This is a genomic window from Skermanella aerolata KACC 11604, assembly GCF_000936425.1.
GTDB lineage: Bacteria > Pseudomonadota > Alphaproteobacteria > Azospirillales > Azospirillaceae > Skermanella > Skermanella aerolata.
Map to the genome: position 1 here is coordinate 1 of NZ_AVFK01000022.1, position 21,883 is coordinate 21,883.

Consider the following 21,883-nt stretch of genomic DNA (forward strand, 5'->3'; position numbering starts at 1 on the left):
TGAAACGGGATTTCGACCGCGTGGTCTTGGTTTCGGCATCGACCGGCCACGCGTTCATCATGGCGCCGCCGACGCTCAGCATATCCAGCGTGACCACCTTGCCCTCGTGCTCGCCCTCGTCGGCGATGACCAGCCAGTCGCCTTTCTGCGGCCGCTTGGCGGCCAGGGCGGGATCATCCGCCAAAGCGGAACCGGAAGCGCCGAAGCAGCAGGCAGCCACCGCCGCCGATCCGAGAGCCAGCACCTGACGCCGCTGAAGACCTTGATTCAGGGAACCCTCGCACGGCTTGCCGTCGATCCGGGTTTCGGGACCGGGCATGTTTCCTCCCTGGAATATTTTACCTTTTTCTTTCCTAAGACGCTTGGACTGTAGCCATCGACGCCCATTTTCGAATACGGTATTCCGAATTCGAAGACTCTTCAAGGTTCCTCAACGCTTCGTTAGCGGGAAAGTTGAAGATTTATTTGCTGCACCGCCACATACAGTTTCAAACGACACTATTGACCTATTCGGAACTCGGACGAGGAATCCATGCGCGCTCTCACTCCCCAGCCCCGGCTTGTCGAGCAAGTGTATCACGCGATCCTGACCGAGATCACGGAAGGGACGTTGCCACCGAACTCGCGGCTGATCCAGGACGAGCTTGCGGAAGCGTATGGAGTGTCGCGACAGCCGGTGCAGCAAGCTCTGCTGCTCCTGCGCAGCCATGGCCTTGTCAACGACGCCCCCCGGCGCGGCCTCGTCGTGGCGGCATTGGACGAGGAACATGCTCGCAACCTCTACAAGATCCGTTCGGTGCTGGAGGGGCTGGCATGCCGCATGGCGGCCGAGAACGGCGCGGCACGTGCCCGGATCGACGGTCCCGCTATCATCGCCCGGGGCAGGGAAGCCATCGAAAGCGGTTCCGTGGCACAGCAGATCGAGATGGACACCCGGTTCCACTGCTTCCTGTACGAGCTTTCCGGCAATCCGCTGATCGCGGAGACGACCAAGCCGCACTGGGACTATCTGCGAAGAGTGATGGGTGAGGTGCTGCGTGAAGGCGACAGCGTACCCGGTGCTCTCTGGGACGAGCACGCCGGTATCCTGGACGCCGTCTGCAAGGGCGATGGGGACGCCGCCGAAATGCTGGCGCGTAAGCATATCTGCGGAGCATCTGATATCTTCGTCGCCCGGCTGAAGGCTCAGCGCGAGGGACGGATCGCGGCTTCGACGAAATCGATGACCGACTGCGCGTAGCGTTCCGGCGTGATGCCGCGCCGGTGGTACTTGGCGCGCTTGACGTACCAGTCCTGGAGCAGCGGCTTTATCAGGGCGGACGTCATCTCTATGTCGGCAATCCGGAAAACACCGGCCCGTGCTCCCTGCTCCAGCGCTTCGGCCAGCAGGCGTTCGGTGGTCAGCTCGCTGGCGACGGCGAGGTCGCGGCCTTCGCGGGGAAATGCCTTCGCTTCCATATAGGCGAAGACGAACCAGGGCTGCATCGTTTCCGTCAGGTACAGGTGCGTTTCCAGCAGCCAGCGCAGGCGTGCTGCGGGATCGGCTTCTAGGCTCGGCGGCGGATGCGTCAGCACGTCCTCGACCGCAACGACGACCTGCCCCAGGATCATCATCAGCAGCGTGTCCTTGCTGTCGAAATAGGCGTAGAGCGCGCCCATGCTGAGGCCGGTGTGCTCCGTCAGGTCGCGCAGGCTCATCGAGTGGAAGCCCTTGGCATTGGCGAGCGTCAGCGTCGTCTCGACGATGCGGGCGAGGTTGGCGATGGCGACGGCGGGCTTGCGGATGCGGATGGTGGCTTGGTGGCGTTCCAGCATGCGGGCGCACAGCGCTTCCATCGACAGGTCGAACCGCTCCTGAAACTCCAGCAAGGTGCTCATTTCGTCTCCGTCCGTGTTTAGTTCGACAGGGCCGGAGCATCATAGCCTGTTGTACGAGGAAGCGCGTTAGTTTATATATCGAGCGCTCGCTCGTTTTTTAACCGCAAACAAGACGGACTGGGAGGAGGAGCTTTGGGCGTGACAGGAATCTCCAATTTGGCGGGCCGCAAGGCACTGGTGACTGGTGCATCCAGCGGTCTCGGCCGCCACTTCGCTGGCGTCCTGGCGCAAGCCGGCGCCCAAGTGGCCCTGGCGGCGCGGCGAACCGCCAGCCTCGATGAAGTACGCGCCGCGATCACCGGTGCCGGCGGTACCGCCGAGGTGATCGAACTGGACGTCACCGACGTAGCGTCCGTCCGGCGCGCGGTCGGACAGGCGGCGGATGCGCTTGGCGGACTGGACATCCTGGTCAACAACGCGGGCGTCACGGCGAGTGGGTCGTTCCTCGACATGGACGAGGACGCCTGGGACAAGGTCGTCGATACCAACCTGAAGGGCTGCTTCCTGGTAGCCCAGGAAACGGCGCGCCGGATGCGCGACGGCGGCAAGGGCGGTTCCATCGTCAACATCGCCTCCATCCTGGGCATGCGGGTCGCCGGGCACGTGTCCTCCTATGTCGCGTCCAAGGGCGGTCTGGTGCATCTGACCAAGGCGATGGCGCTGGAACTGGCCCGTTATGACATCCGGGTCAACGCGCTGTGCCCCGGCTATCTGGAGACGGAGTTGAACCAGGACTTCTTCGCGTCGGATGCCGGCAAGGCGCTGATCCGGCGCATTCCGCAACGCCGACTGGGCCGGCTGGAAGAGCTGGACGGACCTTTGCTGCTGCTGTGTTCCGACGCCGGATCCTACATGACGGGCTCGGTGATCGCCGTCGACGGCGGTCACCTCGTGAGTTCGCTTTAACCGTTTGCTTATAGCCGAGGGGTGCTTCGCAATGGATTTTTCCCTGTCGCCCGAGATCGAGGACTATCGCCAGCGGGTCCGCTCCTTCGTCGAGCGCGAGATCCTGCCGGTTGAGGCCGACCGCTCCAACTGGGACGAGCACGAGAACATCGGCCATGCCGCCTTGGAGCGGTTGCGCTCCAAGGCGAAGGCCGAAGGGCTGTGGTCGCTTCAGATGCCGAAGGAGCGGGGCGGACAGGGCTTGCCGCTGGTCGGCATGGCCGCCTGCTACGAGGAGATGAACCGGTCGATCTTCGGGCCGGTCTGCTTCAACTCGGCGGCGCCCGACGACGGCAACATGATGGTGCTGAACAAGATCGGGACCGATGCTCAGAAGGAGCGTTGGCTTCAGCCCATCATCGACGGCAAGGTCCGCAGCGCCTTCGCGATGACCGAGCCGCATCCCGGCGGCGGGTCCGATCCGTCGATGATGAAGACGGTGGCGGAGCGCAAGGGCGACCGCTGGGTCATCAAGGGCCGCAAGTGGTACATCACGGGTGCTGGGGAGGCCGAGCACTTCATCGTGATCGCGCGAACCTCCGACGACGCGCGCAAGGGCCTGACCGCCTTCCTGTTCTACAAGGACCAGCCGGGCTGGGAGATCGTCCGCCGCATCCCGATCATGGGACCGGAGGAGCACGGCGGTCACTGCGAACTGATCTTCGACGGTCTGGAAATCCCTGACGAGAACGTCCTGATGAATATCGGCGACGGGCTGAAGGTGACCCAGATCCGGCTGGGGCCAGCACGCCTGACCCACTGCATGCGCTGGACCGGCCTTGCCAAGCGCAGCCTGGAGATCGCCGGCGAATACGTGAAGGAGCGCGACAGCTTCGGGACCAAGCTGGCCGAGCACGAAGGCGTCCAGTGGCTCCTGGGCGAGGCGGCGATGCAGATCGAGATCGGCCGGCTGCTGGTGATGAAGGCGGCGAACGAGCTGGACCGGGGCGGCTTCGCCCGCAAGGAAGTGTCGATGGCCAAGGTCCAGGTTGCGGACACGCTGTTCAAGGCGGTCGATACCGCGATCCAGCTTTGCGGTGCGCGGGGCTATTCCAAGGACACTGTGCTGGAATGGATCTACCGCTACGCCCGGCAGGCCAAGCTGGTGGACGGCGCTTCCGAGGTCCACAAGATGGTGCTGAGCCGTTCCTACCTGAGCGAGGGCGACCGCTTCTGGAGTTGGTCATGACGGCGGAAGCCCCCCTGCTCGATGAGACTCGACTGCCCCGGCTGGAAGCCTGGATTGCCGACAAGGCCGGCGCCGACCGGGTGACGGTGGTGGACGAAGGTCGTTTAAGCGGCGGCGCCATCTCCCTCAACCTTGCGGTGACGCTGGAGATCGAAGGCGGCGCGTTTGCCGGGCGCCACGAGGCGGTGCTTCGCACCGGTTCGGCCAGCGGCGTTTCGGCCAGCCTGGGCAAGGCGGAGGAAGGAATGGTCCTGCGCGCGGCGTTCGCCGCCGGCGCACGGGCGCCCGAGCCGCTGTTCATCAGCGACCCGGCTGCCGGGGATGACGCGCTGCTGGGAGCGCCGTTCTACATCATGCGCCGGGCGCTTGGCGTTGCCGCTGGCCGCAAGGTGGTCAAGGCGGAGCAGCCGCAGCGGGAACTGGCGCGCGAGATGGGCCGGCAGCTGGGATTGATCCATTCGATCAAGCCGGGGACTGCCGGGCTCGATTTCCTGCCGATGCCGGAGCCATCGCCGGGATTGCAGTGCGAGCGCGATTACCGGGAGTGGATGGGGCGGTTCGCCGGAACGGACCCTGTCCTGGCGTATGGGCTGCGCTGGCTGACGCTGTATGCTCCGCCAGCAGGCGAAGTCGTGCTGTGCCACCGCGATTACCGCACCGGCAACTACATGGTCGATCAGGGTCGGCTGACCGCTATCATCGATTGGGAGTTCGCCGGCTGGTCCGACCCGATGGAGGATCTGGCATGGTTCTGCGCCGCGTCCTGGCGGTTCGGGCAGGCCGGACGCGAGGCCGGAGGTCTGTCGGACCGGGCCGACTTCTACTCCGGCTACGAAGAGACGGCGGGCCGCCGGGTCGATCAGGAAGCCGTCGCGTACTGGGAGACCGCGGCCTATCTGCGCTGGGCGGCGGTGGCGATCCAGCAGGGGATGCGCCACACCTCCGGCACGGAGCCGTCGATCGAATTGGCGCTGACCGGCCGCATGCTGCCGGAGATCGAGCAGGATCTGCTGCGGCACCTTGATTCGCTAGACGGCCGCACTCTTTTCGGGAGGACCGCATGATCAACGACGAACCCGATGCGCGCGGTCTGGTGAGCATAGCGCTCCAGACCTTCCGCGACTCCGTCCTGCCCGCCATTCCGGCGGAGCGGCGCTTCGAAGCCTTGATGATCGCCAACGCGCTCAGCATCGCGGAACGCGAACTGGCGGCGAAGCCGGAAGCGGCGCTGGAAGCTCAAATCCCGCAGTTGTGCAGCGATATCGATGCTGGAACTTACGATGCGCCGGAACGTCAGGCGGACCTGCGCAAGGTGCTGTGGGAGCTGACGCGAGCACGGCTCGCCATATCGAACCCGAGGCTGCTCGACCCTGTCCCGCCGGGAGCGGCGTAACGCCGCTCCATCGCTTGGTTCAGTGCTTGGAAGGCTCGAGTAGGCGCAGCAACACTCCGGCCTCACCGGGCGAAAGAAATTTTACAGGTCAATATTCCGGATTAATGTGACGGGATCAGTCTCGCGGCAGTGGCCGGCCCGGTATGGCTCGGGCGCCGTGGCGGGCGTCCCATTCGTCCTGGACTTGGGCGAGGATCTGTATGGCCGGCAGGACGGACGGACCGGAAGCGCGGGGTGGGCGGTTTTCGCGGACGGCATCCAGGAAGTCCAGCGTGACGCGGGTGCAGTTCTGCTGCTCGGCCTCGATCTCGACCGTGCCTTCCGATGTCTTCAGCGTGCCGGACAAGATGTCGTAGAAGTAGGTGTCCTTGTCGGTCACGATCAGCTTGTCATAGAAGCGGTATTCCGCGTGGTAGGAGCCGTGGACGAGCAGAGACTGGTCAGCCTCGGTCTCGACCATGACGATGCATTCCATCGGAATGCCGGTAGTGGGATGCAACTCGCCCAGGTAGCTCTGGACGCGGCGGATCGGCGCGCCGTCGAACAGGTACATGCCGAGGTCGACGAAGTGGCAGAAGTGATGCCACAGGATGTTGTCGGTCCAGCTTCGCTGATAGCCGGTGGCGCCGATGTTGACCAGTCGCTTGATGAAGAAGCGGCCGGCGATGTGGCGGATCTTCTCCTCGCCCGAGCGGGTGCGGGACAGCAGCGCTTCGCGCTCCCGCCGGAAGCGCATGGGGTGCGAGAGACCGTAGATCTTGCCGCTCCTCTCGCCGGCCTCGACGACGCGGCGTGCGCCGCCGAGGCTCATGGCGATCGGGATCTCGATCAGGGTGTGCTTGCCGGCGTTTAGGCAGGCGATCGCCTGCTCCTCGTGCAGGTCACTCGGCGTAGCCAGGATCACGATATCGATCTCCGGGTCCGCCAGAGCCTCGTCGAGCCGCACCGACCACTTGCGGTAGCCGTAGCGCTCGGCGAACTCCCGGGAGCCCTCGGGATTGCGGCCGACGATGGTGTGCAGGACGGCATCGGTCCCCTTCAGCGCCTCGGTGTGCCAGACGCCCATCATGCCGTAGCCGACCATGCAGACATTCATCGTCATCGTTTCCTCAATCCCTCGGTTTCCTGCCCCTGTGAGTCCTGTCGGTCGATCAGCGCATCGTCGGCATGATGAAGTCGGCCCCGGCCCGGATGCCGGTCGGCCAGCGCGACGTGATCGTCTTCAGCTTGGTGTAGAAGCGCACACCCTCGGGACCGTGCATGTGGTGATCGCCGAACAGCGAGGCCTTCCAGCCGCCGAAGCTGTGGAACGCCATCGGCACCGGGATCGGCACGTTGATGCCGACCATGCCGACCTGGATCTGGTGCGCGAACTCGCGCGCCGTGTCGCCGTCGCGGGTGAAGATCGCCGTGCCGTTGCCGTACTCGTGCTCGTTGATCATCCGGGCCGCCGTCTGGTAGTCCGGCGACCGCACGACCGACAGCACCGGTCCGAAGATCTCTTCCTTATAGATCGTCATATCCGTGGTGACGTTGTCGAACAGGGTGCCGCCCAGGAAGTAGCCGTCCTCGTAGCCCTGCATCTTGAAGCCGCGTCCGTCGATCACGAGCTTGGCGCCCTCGCGCTCGCCCTGGTCGATGTAGCCGCGCACCTTCGCGAGGTGCTGGGCGGTGACCAGCGGTCCCATCTCCGCTTCGGGATCGGTACCGGGTCCGATCTTCAGGCCGCGGATCTTCGGTTCCAGCTTCTCGATCAGGGTGTTGGCGGTCTTCTCTCCAACCGGCACCGCGACCGAAACCGCCATGCAACGCTCGCCGGCGGAGCCATAGGCCGCCCCCATCAGGGCGTCCACCGCCTGATCCATGTCGGCGTCGGGCATGATGACCATGTGGTTCTTGGCGCCGCCCAAGGCTTGGCAGCGCTTGCCGTTGAGGGCGGCGGTCTCATAGATGTAGCGGGCGATCGGGGTGGAGCCGACGAAGCTGACGGCCGAGATGTCGGGGTGGCGCAGGATCGCGTCAACCGCCGTCTTGTCGCCGTGGACGACGGTGAAGACGCCGTCCGGCAAGCCCGCTTCCTTCAGAAGCTCCGCCAGGATCAGGGAGGTCGAAGGGTCGCGCTCGGAAGGCTTCAGGATGAAGCAGTTGCCGCAGGCCAGCGCCACCGGGAACATCCACATCGGCACCATGGCCGGGAAGTTGAACGGCGTGATGCCGGCGACGATGCCGAGCGGCTGGCGCAGCGAGTGGCTGTCGACGCTGGTCCCGACGTTTTCGGTGATCTCGCCCTTGAGGAGTTGCGGGGCGCCTGTCGCGAACTCGACCACCTCGATGCCGCGTGTCAGCTCGCCGACGGCGTCCGACAGCACCTTGCCGTGTTCCGACGTGATGCAGGCGGCGATGCGCTTCTCGTTCTCTTCCAGCAGACGCAGGAAGCGGTTGAGGATGCGGGCGCGGCGTAGCGGCGTCGTGGCGGCCCATTCCGGCCAGGCCTTCTTGGCGGCGGCCACCGCATCGGCCATGTCGGCCTCGTTCGCCAGCGGCACCGAGCCGGTCTGCTCGCCGGTCGCCGGGTTGAAGACGGGTGCGAACTTGCCGCTCTTGCCGGGGACCAGCTTGCCGCCGATGAAATGCTGAATTTCGGTCGCCATGGGGTAGTTACCTCGATTATTAGCCGGTTATTGAACGGTAAGGCCGAGTTTCTCGGCCGTTGCCCGCAGGTGGGCATAGCCCTTGCGGGCATATGTCAGGGGATGGGCCTTCGCCGGGTCCTGTTCGGCCTCGCAGATGATCCAGCCGCCGTAGCCGGCATCGGCGATGGGCCGGAGCGCCGCCTCGAAGTCGACGAAGCCGTCGCCGGGGACCGTGTAGACGCCGTTGATGACGGACTCCAGGAAGCTCCAGCGCTCGGCCAGGGCTCGCTTCAGCACGTCGGCGCGGACGTCCTTGGCGTGGACGTGGTTGATCCGTTTCGCCCATTTCTTCGAAACGGCGGCCGGATCGTCGCCTGCGAAGGTGAAGTGGCCGGTGTCGAACAGCAGGCCGACCGTATCGGGGGTGCCGGAGAGAAGGCGATCGACTTCCGCAGCCTTCTCGATCACCGTGCCCATGTGGTGGTGGAAGGCCAGGGCGACGCCTTTGCCGGCCATGTATTCGGACAGCTTGGCGATACGGTCCAGGTAGCCCGGCCATTCGTCCTCTTCCATGACGGGACGGTCGGCGACCGGCACGTTGCGCCGGCCCTGCACGGTGCCCGAGGTCTCGGCGAAGACCATGACCTTGCAGCCGCAGGCCGCCAGCAGGTCGAGATGGGGCTGCATGGCCCTGATCTCCTCCTCGACCGTGCGGGTGAGAAGCTCGGCGCCGTACCAGCCGGAGACGAACTCCAGCCCGTATTCTCCCAGCTTCGCCTTCAGGGCGTCGGGCTGCTTGGGAAACTTGTTGCCCATCTCGGTCCCGGTGAAACCGGCTTCGCGGGTTTCGCGCAGGCAGGTTTCCAACGGGGTGTCGCCCCCCAGTTCGGGCAGGTCGTCGTTGCTCCAGGCGATCGGATTGGTACCCAGCTTGACCGTCATTCAAGTCTTCCCGTTTCTTATCGTTGACCGATCAGCCCTGGGCCTGATCGCGGCGGGCCTCGATATAGGATGCGTGGGCATCGCGGACCTGTCCGCGTTCGGAGACCTCCGGAACGGCGACATCCCACCATGCGCCTCCCGCCTCGGTCGTCGGCATCGGGTCGGTGTCGATCACGACGACATAGCTCCGTTCGGACTGGCGGGCGCGCTGGAGCGCCTGTTCCAGCTCGGCGATGCTGGCGACCTTCTCGGAGATGGCGCCCAGGCTGCGGGCATGGCCGGCGAAGTCGATCCAGCTTTCGTCGACGCGGTGATCGACGTTGCGGATCAGGTTGTTGAAGCTCTCGCCGCCGCAGGCGCGCTGGAGCCGGTTGATGCAGCCGAAGCCCCTGTTGTCGAGGACAGTGACGATCAGCTTCCGGCCCAGCATGACGGAGGTCTGAAGCTCCGAGTTCATCATCATGTAGCTGCCGTCGCCGACCATGACGAAGACCTCGCGGTCGGGATGGGCCATCTTGACGCCGAGCCCGCCGGCGATCTCATAGCCCATGCAGGAGAAGCCGTATTCCATGTGGTAGCCATTAGGCGAGCCCGATCGCCACAGCTTATGCAACTCGCCCGGCAGGCCGCCGGCGGCGCAGACGACGATGTCGTCGGACTGGGCCGCCCGGTTGACGCCGCCGATCACTTCGGCGTCCGACGGCAGTTGGGCGTTGGTCGGCGAGGTCGCCTGATCGACCGCGCCGTTCCATTCCTCGATCAGCGCCGCCGTGCGCTGCTGCCAGACCGGTGATGATCTATACCCGCCAAGTGCCGCCGTAAGGTCCTCCAGCGTCCGCTTAGCATCGCCGACCAGCAGAACGGCGCGGTGCTTGCCGGCGTCGAAAGCCTGAATGTTGAGCTGGATCAATGCCGCCTCGCCAGGCACCAGGGCGCGGGAGCCGGTCGTGAAGTCCTGTAGCCGGGTGCCGACCGCCAGGATCACATCGGCCTCGCGCACCAGCGTATTGGAAGCGCTGCTGCCGGTGACACCGACCGAGCCGGCGGCCTGGGGATGGTCCCATGGCATGGAGCTTTTGCCGGCCTGGGTTTCGGCGACCGGGACGGCGTGCTTCGCCGCGAACTCTCGAAGCGTCTCAGTGGCTTCCGAGTACAGTACGCCGCCGCCCGCGATGATCAGCGGACGCTCCGCCTTGCTCAGCAGGTCGAGCGCGCGGGAGAACTCGTCAGCATCGGGAGCGGGGCGGCGGATGCGATGGGTCTGAGGACGGAAGAAGCTTTCCGGATAGTCGTAGGCTTCGGCCTGGACGTCCTGCGCCATGCACAGGGTCGCAGGCCCGCAGTCCACCGGATCGGTCAGCACCTGGATCGCGCGGGGCAGGGAGGTCAGGAGTTGTTCCGGGCGGGTGATCCGGTCCCACCAGCGGGAAACAGGGCGGAAACAGTCGTTGACGCTGACGGTGGCGTCGTTGAAGTCCTCGATCTGCTGGAGCACCGGATCGGGCCGGCGGCTGGCGAAGACGTCGCCTGGCAGCAGCAGCACCGGCAGGCGGTTGACATGGGCGACGCCGGCGGCGGTGACCATGTTGGCGGCACCCGGCCCGATCGAGGTCGTGCAGGCCATCATCTGGCGGCGGTTCTTCGCCTTGGCGAAGGCGACCGCCGCCAGCGCCATGCCCTGTTCGTTATGGGCGCGGAATGTCGGCAGCGTCTCGCGGGCATGATACAGCGCCTCGCCCAGTCCGGCGACGTTGCCGTGGCCGAAGATGCCCCAGCAGCCGGCGAACAGCGGTACGTCAGCGCTATCGATCTCGGAGCGCTGGGCGGCGAGATACCGGACCACCGCCTGGGCGGCGGTCAGACGGATCGTCTTCTCCATCGCGTTTTCCTCCCCCGTTTCTTTTCTTTCGGAGTTTCAGCCGTCGAGGCGGACGCTCCGGCCGGTGTTCAGCGATTCCAAGGCGGCGTCGGCGAGACGGAGGGCTTCGCGGCCCTCGGGGAAGCCCGCCAGCGGCTTCTCGTGCTTCTCCACGCAATCGACGAAGTGGTTGATTTCAGCCATGTAAGCTTCGAAGTAGCGCTCGATAAAGAAATTCAACACGGGGTCACGGGCCTGCGTTCCCTCGGCCCCCCAGGCTTCCACCGTCGTAGCACGGCGGTTATGGGCCTGGAGCATGCCCTTCTCGCCGAAGGCCTCGACCCGCTGGTCGTAGCCGTAGCTGCACCGCCGGCTGTTGTTGATGTGGACCAACGCCCCGGAAGCAGCCCGCATGACGATCATCGCGGCGTCGATATCGCCGACTTCCTTGATGCCCGGATCGATCAGGTTGCCGCCCATGGCCTGGACCTCGACGATGTCGCCGGCCAGATAGCGCGCCATGTCGAAGTCGTGGATCGTCATGTCGCGGAACAGCCCGCCGGAGCCCTTGACGTACTGAACAGGCGGCGGCGCCGGGTCGCGGCTGGTGATGACGACCTGCTCCAGCCGGCCCAACTCGCCGCCCTGGATGCGGTCGCGCAACGCCTTGAAGGAGGGGTCGAAGCGCCGGTTGAAACCGATCATGACGAGAGGGTCCAACTTGCCGATCTCGGTCCAGCAGGCCTCGACGCGGGCGATATCGAGGTCGATCGGCTTCTCGCACAGCACGGCCTTGCCGGCCTTGGCGGATCGAGTGATCAGGTCGACGTGGGTGTCGGTGGAGGACGCAATGAAGACGGCGTCGATCTTCGGATCGTTCAGCGCCTCGTCGACCGAACCCAACACCCTGGACCCCAGTTCCGCCGCCACCTCGTCGGCGGCCTTCGCCACCACGTCGTAGACGCCGACCAGTTCGGCGCGCGGATGGGCCTTGATGTTGCGGGCGTGCATCCGGCCGATACGGCCGCAGCCCAGTATCGCGAAACTGATCATTTTTCCTCCCCCGGCATATTTGTTGGACGTATCTTGTAAGGTTCTGCCCACAGAATGGGAGAGGGACAAAGGTCAGACCTTAAGTCTCTTGCGGCATGTCTCTCGGGGCAAGGCCGGTCTGTCCCGCTGGAAGCCGGCTGCATAGCCGGCACAAATCCGCGTGGCCGAAATCGCGTCGTATGTGTTCATTGCTCATTGTGCGTTTGTTCCAGAGGAAGCTATGCCGTCGCCCAATGAACAGGCGCAGTCGGGAAACCGGGGGGATGCGCTCGGCTCGGAGTTGTTCGCGGGTGGAGGCGAAGCCGGCCGGCTCATGAGGTCGATGGACTGGGCCGCGACGCCGCTCGGTCCCCCCGAAGGCTGGCCGCGCAGTCTCAAGACCTGCGTGCGTATCCTGCTGACCTCGCGGCAGGCGATGTTCGTCTGGTGGGGCGACCACCTGATCAACCTGCACAACGACGCCTACCGCTCGATCCTCGGCGGCAAGCATCCGTGGGCGCTGGGCCAGCCGGCCTCGGCCGTCTGGCGGGAGATCTGGGATCAGGTCGGGCCGCGCGCGGAATCGGCGATGCACCACAACGAGGGCACCTACGACGAAGCCCTGCTGCTGCTGATGGAGCGGAACGGCTACCGCGAAGAGACCTACTATACATTCTCCTACAGCCCGGTTCCCAACGACGAGGGCGGCACCGGCGGCATCATCTGCGCCAATACCGACGACACCCAGCGGATCGTCGGCGGCCGGCAGCTGGCGCTGCTCCAGGAGCTTGCGGCGCGTGCTTCGGAAGCCCGGACGATCGAGGCCGCCTGTGCCCGCAGCGTCGAGGCGCTGGAAACGAACCGGCGCGACCTTCCCTTCGCGATGATCTACATGATCGACCCGGCGACGGGACGGGCGACGCTGGCCGGCACTTCGGGGATCGAGCCCGGCCATGATGCCGCTCCGCTCGAGGTCGACCTGAACGACCCTTCCGCCGTCTGGCCGCTCGGCGAGGCCATGGCCGGCAATGCCGCCGTCGTCGTGCCTGATCTGTCCGGCCGTTTCCGCAACTGTCTGCCGAGCGGCGCCTGGGACCAGCCGCCGACGCAGGCGATAGCGTTGCCGGTCACACCCGCAGGGCAGTCGGGACGCGCCGGCGTGCTGGTTGCGGGTCTCAACCCCTGCCGTCTGTTCGACGAGGGCTACCAGGGATTCATGTCGCTGGTGGCGGGGCAGGTCGCCGCGGCGATCGGCAATGCCCAGGCCTACGAGGAGGAGCGCCGGCGCGCCGAGGCGCTGGCCGAGATCGACCGCGCCAAGACGGCCTTCTTCAGCAATGTCAGCCACGAATTCAGGACGCCGCTGACCCTGATGCTGGGACCGCTGGAAGACCTGACGGCCATGAAGGACCTGTCGCCCAAGGGCAGGGAAGCCGTCGAGGTCGCCCATCGCAACAGCCTCCGCCTGCTCAAGCTGGTCAACATGCTGCTCGACTTCTCCCGGATCGAGGCCGGCCGGGCACAGGCGGCGTTCGAGCCGACCGATCTGGCAACCCTGACGGCGGACCTCGCCAGCAGCTTCCGCTCGGCCTGCGATAAAGCCGGGCTGGAGCTGATCGTGGATTGTCCCCCGCTGCCCCGGCAGGTCCATGTCGACCGCGAGATGTGGGAAAAGATCGTCCTCAACCTGATCTCCAACGCGTTCAAGTTCACGCTCGCCGGTTCCATCACGGTATCGCTGCGGCCCTCCGCCGACGATGCGTCCGCCCGGCTTGCCGTCAGCGATACCGGCACCGGCATCGCCGCCGATGAACTGCCCAGGCTGTTCGAGCGGTTCCATCGGGTGGAGGGCGCGCAAGGCCGGACCCATGAGGGCAGTGGGATCGGGCTGGCGCTGGTCCAGGAACTTGCCAACCTGCATGGCGGATCGGCCTCGGCCGAAAGCATACTAGGACAGGGCAGCACGTTCACCATCACCGTTCCGTTCGGCGCCGCGCATCTGCCGGAACGGTCCATCGGGGCGAGACACGATACCGTTGCACCCGCGATGCGGGCTCGGGCCTTCGTCGAGGAAGCCCTGCGCTGGCTGCCGGACGACGATACCTCCGGGCGCCGGGACGCCGTCGACGCCGTACCGGCGGGACGGGACGAGGAGACGGTCCGGCAGCTTGGCCGGCCGCGCGTCCTCGTGGCCGACGACAACGCCGACATGCGCGACTACGTCGCCCGGCTGCTCTCCACCACCTGCGAGGTGGAAGCGGTGGCGGACGGACAGGCGGCCCTGGACGCCATCCGGACGCGGCTGCCCGACCTGCTGCTGACCGACGTCATGATGCCCCGGCTCGACGGATTCGCGCTGCTGGATACGATCAGGGCCGACCGGCTTCTTCGCGACCTGCCGGTCGTGATGCTGTCCGCCCGTGCCGGCGAGGAAGCCAAGGTCGAGGGACTGGACGCCGGGGCCGACGACTATCTCGTCAAGCCGTTCTCCGCCCGCGAGCTGAAGGCCAGAGTCCGGGCCAGTCTGGTCATGGCCCGGCTGCGCGCGGAACGGCGCGAGGCCGAGGCCAGCGCCAGCCGCGCAGAGGAGCGGCTGCGGGCAGCACTGCTGGCGTCCGGTACCGGCACCTTCCGATGGGACATGCGGACCGGTGTCCTTGAATGGGACGACGCGCTCGATCGGCTGTTCGGTCTCGACATCCGGCACAAGGTCGCGACCATGCCGGACTTCCTGGACCTCGTTCATCCCGAAGACCGGGCGGCCGTGACCGGGCAGTGCGACGCGTGCATGAGCGACGGCGCCGATCTGTCGATGGAATACCGCGTGCCCCAGCCGGACGGCTCGGTGCGCTGGATCCTGGATCAGGGCAAGACCTTTCGCGGCGAGGACGGCCGGCCTTCCTATATGACCGGCGCCTGCGTGGACATCACCGAGCGAAAGCGGGCCGAGGCGAGCCAGCACCTCCTGCTGGAGGAGTTGAACCACCGGGTCAAGAACACGCTGGCCATGGTGCAGTCGATCGCGTCCCAGACGTTGCGGGCGACCCCCGCCGCCGAGCGGTTTCCCGAAGCCTTCCAGTCCAGGCTCCAGGCGCTGGCCCAGGCGCACGACCTGCTGACCAAGGAGCAGTGGCGCGGCGCCTCGTTGCGCGAAGTCGCCGAGATGACGCTCAATCCACATACGACGCCGGCGGGAAGGGTTAAGATCTCCGGACCTGCCGTGGCCTTGGCTCCGGGCATGGCGGTCTCGCTCCATCTGGCGCTGCACGAACTGGCAACCAACGCCGCGAAATACGGCGCTCTGTCGGTGGAGCAGGGCGAGGTGACGCTCGAATGGGCGGTGACCGACGGCATCAAGCCGTCACTGCGGATCGAGTGGGGCGAAAGCGGCGGTCCTTTGGTCGTCCCGCCCCAGCGCCGCGGCTTCGGCTCCCGCTTGATCGAACGGGGGCTGGCGCACGAAGTCGACGGCGAGGTCGATCTCGACTTCAGTCCGCAGGGCGTGGTCTGCCGAGTGGTCGTACCGCTTTCCAACCGCATTGCGGTAAGCTGAAAACCGTTTATTCAAGCGCCTGCCGACTTTGTTTTGCTGCGGCGCAACAAGATTGTTGCGCCTTTTCCACTGTGCGGAAAAAGAAATTTCGCCCGAACCGAACAAAGGCGTTGTCGGGTAGACCGTATCTGGTATACAATATTCTTCATTCAGAGGCCGGAACGCGAATACCGAGCCGAACACCGGACGAATAGCCGCAAGGCATCAAGAGCCGGGACGGGTGGAGGCAGTGATGAACACCATGAAGTTCGCGGTCGAGCCCCTGGATACGGGGGCCAGTTTCAAAACCAAGGCGTATGCCGCTTTGAAGAGCGCCATTTCGCAGATGGGCATCTACGACCATCCCAGCGAGATCCGCCTGGACGAGCGGCAACTGTGCGAAGCCCTTGGCGTCAGCCGGACCCCGGTGCGCGAAGCGATGGCGCTGCTGGAGCGGGAAGGTTTCGTGCGCTCGGTGCCCCGGCGCGGCATCTTCGTGGTCCGCAAGACCAAGCGCGAGATCATCGAGATGATCACCGTTTGGGCGGCCCTGGAAAGCATGGCCGCCCGGCTGATCACGCAGCGTGCGACGGATGCGGAAATACGCGACCTGGAAGAGCTTTTCCTCGGGTTCCACGACGACGGGCTCGACGAGCATCTGGACGAATACTCCGATGCCAACATCCAGTTCCACCAGTCGATCATCCGCTCGTCGGACTGCAACCTGATCTTCGAGATAACCGAGAACCTGTTCGTCCACATCCGCGCGATCCGCAAGATCACCATTCATCAGGATGACCGGGCGCATCGGTCGATGGTGCAGCACAGGCACATCATCGACGCGCTGAAGAAGCGGGACGCGGATCTGGTCGAACGCCTCGTGCGCGACCATACGCTCGATTTGGCGGCCCATGTCGAGAAGCACTGCAATTTTCTCGACTGACCGACCTTGAAACTTTAAGAGCTCGGGGAGGAGCAACTCTTATGTCAAGTGCGGCTGCAACAGCGGTCAAGAACCAAGCCGCGGACGTGTCGGAAACCGATACACCGCCGGCGTTGACGGATGGCTTTCAACTCGTCATCGATGCGCTCAAGCTGAACGGCATCGAGAACTTCTACACCGTGCCCGGCATTCCGATCTCGGACCTGCTGCGCATGGCGCAGGCCGAAGGCCTTCGGGTCATCTCGTTCCGTCACGAACAGAATGCCGGCAATGCCGCCGCGATCGCGGGCTTCCTGACCAAGAAGCCGGGCGTCTGCCTGACGGTTTCGGCCCCCGGCTTTCTCAACGGCCTGACGGCACTGGCGAACGCCACCACCAACTGCTTCCCGATGATCCTGATCAGCGGATCGTCCGAGCGTGAGATCGTCGATCTCCAGCAGGGCGACTACGAAGAGATGGACCAGCTCGCCATCGCCAAGCCGCTCTGCAAGGCCGCCTTCCGCATCCTGCATGCCCAGGACATCGGCATCGGCGTGGCGCGGGCGATCCGCGCCGCCGTCTCCGGCCGTCCGGGCGGCGTCTATCTGGACCTGCCGGCCAAGCTGTTCTCCCAGGTGCTGGACGAGGTAGAGGGCAAGAAGTCGCTGGTCAAGGTCATCGACCCGGCGCCGGCTCAGCTCCCCGACCCCAGCGCGATCACCCGCGCCCTGGATGTGCTGAAGAGCGCCAAGCGGCCGCTGATCGTGCTCGGCAAGGGTGCGGCCTACGCCCAGGCGGATGAAGAAGTCCGGGCGCTGGTCGAGAAGAGCGGCATTCCCTTCCTCCAGATGAGCATGGCCAAGGGTCTTCTGCCGGACACCCATCCGCAGTCTGCCGGCGCCGCGCGCTCCATGGTGCTGAAGGATGCCGATGTCGTCATGCTGGTGGGCGCACGCCTCAACTGGCTGCTGTCGCACGGCAAGGGCAAGACCTGGGGCGCTCCCGGTTCGAAGAAGTTCATCCAGATCGACATCGAGCCGAAGGAGATGGACAGCAACGTCGAGATCGTGGCGCCCGTCGTCGGCGACATCGGCTCCTGCATGTCGGCCCTGCTGGCCGGGATCGATGGCAACTGGCCCGCACCGCCGGCCGATTGGGTAAGCGCCGTCAGCGCCCGCCGGGAAGCCAATATCGGCAAGATGGCGCCGAAGCTGATGAGCAACGCGTCTCCGATGAACTTCCACGGTGCCCTGGGCGCGCTGCGCCGGGTCGTCAAGGAGCGGCCGGACGCCATCCTGGTCAACGAGGGCGCCAACACGCTCGACCTGGCGCGCGGCATCATTGACATGTACGAGCCGCGCAAGCGCCTGGACGTCGGCACCTGGGGCGTCATGGGCATCGGCATGGGCTATGCCGTGGCGGCAGCCGTCGAAACCGGCAAGCCGGTGCTCGCGATCGAGGGCGACAGCGCCTTCGGCTTCTCGGGCATGGAAGTCGAGACGATCTGCCGGTACAAGCTGCCGATCTGCGTCGTCGTCTTCAACAACAGCGGCATCTATCGCGGTACCGACGTGAACCCGACCGGCGGCAGCGATCCGTCGCCGATGGTCTTCATGCCGGACACCCGCTACGACAAGATGATGGAAGCCTTCGGCGGCGTCGGCGTGCATGTGACCGCTCCGGACGAGCTGTACCGCGCCGTCAGCGAAGCCATGGACTCCGGCAAGCCGACCCTGATCAACGCGGTGATCGACCCGGCGGCCGGCACCGAGAGCGGCAACATCGGCAGCCTCAACCCGACCAGCTCGGTCCGCAAGGCCCCGGCGCAGTAGCTATCGGCGAAGTGGCGGCCTGCTCCCTGCGCGCAGGCCGCCGGCCAGGAACTTCAAGCAAAAACGACAACCAAAAAACGCGGTCACTGACACACCACAAGAGAGACCCCGGGAGGACAATATGGGCAAGGCATTAGACGGCGTCCGCATTCTAGATTTCACCCACGTTCAATCGGGGCCGACCTGCACCCAATTGCTCGCATGGTTCGGCGCCGACGTGATCAAGGTGGAGCGGCCCGGCGAGGGCGACATCACCCGGGGTCAGTTGCGCGACATTCCGGACGCGGACAGCCTCTACTTCACGATGCTGAACCACAACAAGCGCTCGATCACGCTCGACACCAAGTCGGCCGAGGGCAAGAAGGTCCTGGAAGAACTGGTCCGGACCTGCGACGTGCTGGTCGAGAACTTCGCTCCCGGCGTCCTGAAGCGGATGGGCTTCTCGTGGGAGCGCATCCAGGAACTCAATCCGCGCATGATCGTGGCGTCGGTCAAGGGCTTCGGTCCCGGTCCCTACGAGGACTGCAAGGTCTATGAGAACGTGGCGCAGTGCGCCGGCGGTGCGGCGTCCACCACGGGCTTCGACGACGGCCCGCCGCTGGTGACCGGCGCCCAGATCGGCGACAGCGGCACCGGCCTGCACCTGGCGCTCGGCATCGTGGCGGCGCTCTATCAGCGCAACACCTCGGGGCGCGGCCAGCAGGTCCTGGCGGCCATGCAGGACGGCGTGCTGAACCTCTGCCGCGTCAAGCTGCGCGACCAGCAGCGTCTGGCCCACGGCCCGCTGAAGGAATACCCGCAGTTCCCGCACGGCGAGTTCGGCGACACCGTGCCGCGCGCCGGCAATGCCTCGGGCGGCGGCCAGCCCGGCTGGATCCTGAAGTGCAAGGGCTGGGAGACCGATCCCAACGCCTACATCTACTTCATCACCCAGGCCCCTGTCTGGGAGAAGATCTGCACCGTCATCGGCAAGCCGGAATGGGTCACCGATCCGGAATACGCCAAGCCCGCCGCTCGCCTGCCGAAGCTGAAGGACATCTTTGCGACGGTCGAAGAGTGGACCATGACCAAGACCAAGTTCGAGGCCATGGAGATCCTTAACAAGTACGACATCCCCTGCGGACCGATTTTGTCCATGAAGGAGATCTCCGAGGACCAGTCGCTGCGCGCCACCGGCACGATCGTCGAGGTCGATCACCCGACCCGTGGCAAGTATCTGAGCGTCGGCAATCCGATCAAGCTGTCGGACAGCCCGACCGAAGTGACCCGCTCGCCGCTGCTCGGCGAGCACACGGAAGAGATCCTGCGCGACGTGCTGGGTTTCGACGACAACCGGATCGCGGAGATCAAGAACTCCGGCGCGGTCGGACAGGCTACGCGGTTGGCGGCCGAATAACGAGTGTTGGGCCACGGGCCAACCTACGGGTGACGTAACTTGTAGGTTGGGCCGTGGGCCAACAAGACAGCGTCTTTCAAAAAGAATTCGACCCCGTGGAGTCCCTTGGGCAATTCCGCGACAGCCCCTCCACGGCTGCAACAAGCGGGAAACTCCAGAAGATCGTCAGAGAGGAAACCCCAATGACTGCGGTAATCGATAAAGCAAATTCCAAGGAAATCGTCAGCCGCCTGCTCGGCAAGGCGAAGGCCGAGGGCCGTGACAGCCTGACCGCCCCGGAAGCCAAGGAACTCTGCGACCTCTACGGCATTCCCGTGCCGCAGGAAGGCCTTGCCAAGTCCGCCGACGAAGCCGTCAAGATGGCCGAAGGCATGGGCTTCCCGGTCGTGCTCAAGATCGTCTCCCCCCAGATCCTGCACAAGACGGAAGCCGGCGGCGTGCTGGTCGGCGTCAACAGCGCAGACGAAGTCCGCGCCGGTTACCAGAAGATCGTCGACAACGCCAAGGCCTACGACGCCAAGGCCGACATCCACGGCATCCAGGTCCAGCAGATGCTGAAGGGTGGCCAGGAAGTCATCGTCGGCGCCGTCACCGACCCGAGCTTCGGCAAGCTGGTCGCCTTCGGCCTCGGCGGCATCCTGGTCGAAGTCCTCAAGGACATCACCTTCCGCCTCGCCCCCGTCACCCACGAAGACGCGCTGTCGATGCTCGACGGCATCCAGGCGGCCGAGATGCTGAAGGGCGTCCGCGGCTCCGATCCGGTGGACCGCGAAGCGCTGGCGAACATCCTGGTCAACGTCTCCCGTCTGGTCGACGAAGTGCCGGAAATCGTCGAGCTCGACCTGAACCCCGTGTTCGCCCGTGCCGACGGCGCCACCGCCGCCGACGTCCGCATCGTGCTCGACTTCGAAGTCAAGGTTCAGCGGTATCGTCCGAACGAGGAACAGATCCTCAACAAGATGAACCGCATCATGAAGCCCGAAGGCGTCGCTGTCATCGGTGCGTCGCCGGAGAACGGCAAGATCGGCAACTCCGTGATGAAGAACCTCATCAACGGCGGCTACAAGGGCCAGATCTACCCGGTCCACCCCAAGCTTGACGAAGTCCTGGGCTACAAGGCCTACCGAAGCGTCAAGGACATCCCCGGCAACGTCGATATCGCCGTCTTCGCCATTCCCGCCAAGTTCGTCGCTCAGGCGCTGACCGAGGTCGGTGAAAAGGGCATCGCCGGCGCCATCCTGATCCCGTCGGGCTTCGCCGAGACCGGCAACGTCGAGGGCCAGGACGAGCTGGTCGAGATCTCGCGGAAATACGACATCCGCCTGATGGGGCCGAACATTTACGGCTTCTACTACACCCCGATGAACCTGTGCGCGACGTTCTGCACGCCGTTCGACGTCAAGGGCAAGGCGGCGCTTTCGTCCCAGTCCGGCGGCATCGGCATGGCGATCATCGGCTTCAGCCGTTCGTCCAAGATGGGCGTTTCCGCCATCGTCGGCCTTGGAAACAAGTCGGACATCGACGAAGACGATCTGCTGACCTTCTTCGAGCATGACGACAACACCCAGATCGTCGCTATGCACCTTGAAGACCTGAAGGACGGCCGGGCGTTCTCCGACGCGGCCAAGCGGGTCTCCAAGAAGAAGCCGGTGGTCGTTTTGAAGGCGGGCCGCACCTCGCTCGGCGCCCGCGCCGCCAGCTCCCACACCGGGGCGCTCGCCGGCAACGACAAGATCTACGAGGACGTGCTGAAGCAGAGCGGCGTCATCCGCGCCCGTTCGCTCCAGGATCTCCTCCAGTTCGCCCGCGGCGTGCCGGTCCTGCCGACCCCCAAGGGCGAGAACGTGGTCATCATCACGGGCGCCGGCGGTTCCGGCGTGCTGCTGTCGGATGCCTGCGTCGACAACGGCCTGAACCTGATGACGATGCCGGCCGATCTGGACGCGGCGTTCCGCAAGTTCATCCCGCCGTTCGGCGCGGCAGGCAACCCGGTCGACATCACGGGCGGCGAGCCGCCGACCACCTACCAGAACACCGTCCGGCTGGGTCTGGAAGACGAGCGTATCCACTCGCTGATCCTGGGCTACTGGCACACGATCATCACCCCGCCGATGGTCTTCGCCAAGGTGATCATCGACGTCGTGCAGGAAATGCGCGAGAAGGGCATCGACAAGCCGGTGGTGGCGTCTTTGGCCGGTGACGTGGAGGTCGAGGAAGCTGCGGATTACCTCTACCAGCACGGCATCGTAGCCTATCCGTACTCCACCGAAACGCCGGTCGCGGTGCTAGGCGCAAAGTATAAGTGGGCACGGGCTGCCGGCTTGCTGTAAG

At 65.3% G+C, this 21,883-nt stretch carries 17 protein-coding genes; 10 read left to right on the forward strand and 7 right to left on the reverse strand.

From position 1 onward, the window contains the following. Window positions 1-319 (reverse strand): hypothetical protein (locus N826_RS23185; protein ID WP_044432713.1); only part of this gene is annotated, 319 nt, incomplete at its 3' end. Between the two features lie 213 nt (window positions 320-532). Between N826_RS23185 and N826_RS23190 the strand changes: the two genes are divergently transcribed. After that, complete coding sequence (locus N826_RS23190; protein ID WP_044432715.1) at window positions 533-1,240, forward strand: GntR family transcriptional regulator; 708 nt, start codon at window positions 533-535, stop codon at window positions 1,238-1,240. On the opposite strand, the gene N826_RS23195 is transcribed toward N826_RS23190, so the two are convergent. Beyond that, complete coding sequence (locus N826_RS23195) at window positions 1,186-1,878, reverse strand: TetR/AcrR family transcriptional regulator (RefSeq protein WP_084721076.1); 693 nt, start codon at window positions 1,876-1,878, stop codon at window positions 1,186-1,188. The two genes, N826_RS23190 and N826_RS23195, sit on opposite strands and share 55 nt — an antisense overlap. 138 nt (window positions 1,879-2,016) lie before the next feature. Here N826_RS23195 and N826_RS23200 point away from each other — a divergent pair, with 138 nt between their 5' ends. Genes N826_RS23200 through N826_RS23215 form a run of 4 tightly spaced genes read left to right on the forward strand, consistent with a single transcriptional unit; the run spans window position 2,017 to window position 5,405 of the window. Continuing rightward, on the forward strand, window positions 2,017-2,784 hold the full coding sequence (locus N826_RS23200; protein WP_044432844.1) for an SDR family NAD(P)-dependent oxidoreductase: 768 nt from the start codon (window positions 2,017-2,019) through the stop codon (window positions 2,782-2,784). Window positions 2,785-2,815: 31 nt separating this feature from the next. Continuing rightward, the gene (locus N826_RS23205) at window positions 2,816-4,012 is read left to right on the forward strand and encodes an acyl-CoA dehydrogenase family protein (RefSeq protein ID WP_044432716.1); all 1,197 of its coding nucleotides are present in this window, start codon (window positions 2,816-2,818) and stop codon (window positions 4,010-4,012) included. Further along, a complete protein-coding gene (locus N826_RS23210) occupies window positions 4,009-5,076 on the forward strand; it encodes a phosphotransferase family protein (RefSeq protein WP_044432718.1) in 1,068 nt (355 codons plus the stop codon). Before N826_RS23205 ends, N826_RS23210 begins: the two co-directional genes overlap by 4 nt. Beyond that, a complete protein-coding gene (locus N826_RS23215) occupies window positions 5,073-5,405 on the forward strand; it encodes a DUF6285 domain-containing protein (protein ID WP_044432720.1) in 333 nt (110 codons plus the stop codon). The genes N826_RS23210 and N826_RS23215 overlap by 4 nt, the downstream gene beginning before the upstream one ends. A gap of 115 nt (window positions 5,406-5,520) precedes the next feature. Here N826_RS23215 and N826_RS23220 read toward each other — a convergent pair whose 3' ends face one another. The 5 genes from N826_RS23220 to iolG are packed head-to-tail and all read right to left on the reverse strand — an operon-like array spanning window position 5,521 to window position 11,891. After that, entirely contained in the window at window positions 5,521-6,507 is a 987-nt protein-coding gene (locus N826_RS23220; protein ID WP_211099356.1) for a Gfo/Idh/MocA family protein, read from the reverse strand. Between the two features lie 49 nt (window positions 6,508-6,556). Continuing rightward, window positions 6,557-8,056 carry a CoA-acylating methylmalonate-semialdehyde dehydrogenase gene (locus tag N826_RS23225; RefSeq protein ID WP_044432722.1) on the reverse strand — a complete coding sequence of 500 codons (1,500 nt, stop codon included), beginning with the start codon at window positions 8,054-8,056 and terminating at the stop codon, window positions 6,557-6,559. Between the two features lie 27 nt (window positions 8,057-8,083). Next, window positions 8,084-8,980, reverse strand: coding sequence for a myo-inosose-2 dehydratase (iolE, locus tag N826_RS23230; RefSeq protein ID WP_044432723.1), 897 nt, complete (start codon window positions 8,978-8,980; stop codon window positions 8,084-8,086). 31 nt (window positions 8,981-9,011) lie between these two features. Then, a complete protein-coding gene (gene iolD, locus N826_RS23235; RefSeq protein WP_044432725.1) occupies window positions 9,012-10,859 on the reverse strand; it encodes a 3D-(3,5/4)-trihydroxycyclohexane-1,2-dione acylhydrolase (decyclizing) in 1,848 nt (615 codons plus the stop codon). A 36-nt stretch (window positions 10,860-10,895) separates the two neighbouring features. Continuing rightward, a complete protein-coding gene (iolG, locus tag N826_RS23240) occupies window positions 10,896-11,891 on the reverse strand; it encodes an inositol 2-dehydrogenase (protein ID WP_044432726.1) in 996 nt (331 codons plus the stop codon). Between the two features lie 220 nt (window positions 11,892-12,111). Here iolG and N826_RS23245 point away from each other — a divergent pair, with 220 nt between their 5' ends. The 5 genes from N826_RS23245 to N826_RS23265 all read left to right on the forward strand — a co-directional run bounded on the left by N826_RS23245 (window position 12,112) and on the right by N826_RS23265 (window position 21,882). Beyond that, window positions 12,112-15,423: an HWE histidine kinase domain-containing protein gene (locus N826_RS23245; protein ID WP_044432728.1), complete on the forward strand. Its 3,312-nt coding sequence runs from the start codon at window positions 12,112-12,114 to the stop codon at window positions 15,421-15,423. 232 nt (window positions 15,424-15,655) lie between these two features. Further along, window positions 15,656-16,345: a GntR family transcriptional regulator gene (locus N826_RS23250; protein ID WP_044432731.1), complete on the forward strand. Its 690-nt coding sequence runs from the start codon at window positions 15,656-15,658 to the stop codon at window positions 16,343-16,345. A 41-nt stretch (window positions 16,346-16,386) separates the two neighbouring features. Further along, window positions 16,387-18,156: an oxalyl-CoA decarboxylase gene (gene oxc / locus N826_RS23255; protein ID WP_044432732.1), complete on the forward strand. Its 1,770-nt coding sequence runs from the start codon at window positions 16,387-16,389 to the stop codon at window positions 18,154-18,156. A 121-nt stretch (window positions 18,157-18,277) separates the two neighbouring features. Continuing rightward, window positions 18,278-19,552 (forward strand): formyl-CoA transferase, encoded by a 1,275-nt coding sequence (gene frc / locus N826_RS23260; protein WP_044432735.1) that lies wholly within the window; start codon window positions 18,278-18,280, stop codon window positions 19,550-19,552. Window positions 19,553-19,734: 182 nt separating this feature from the next. Beyond that, the gene (locus tag N826_RS23265; protein WP_044432736.1) at window positions 19,735-21,882 is read left to right on the forward strand and encodes an acetate--CoA ligase family protein; all 2,148 of its coding nucleotides are present in this window, start codon (window positions 19,735-19,737) and stop codon (window positions 21,880-21,882) included. The last annotated feature ends 1 nt before the right edge of the window (window position 21,883 follow it).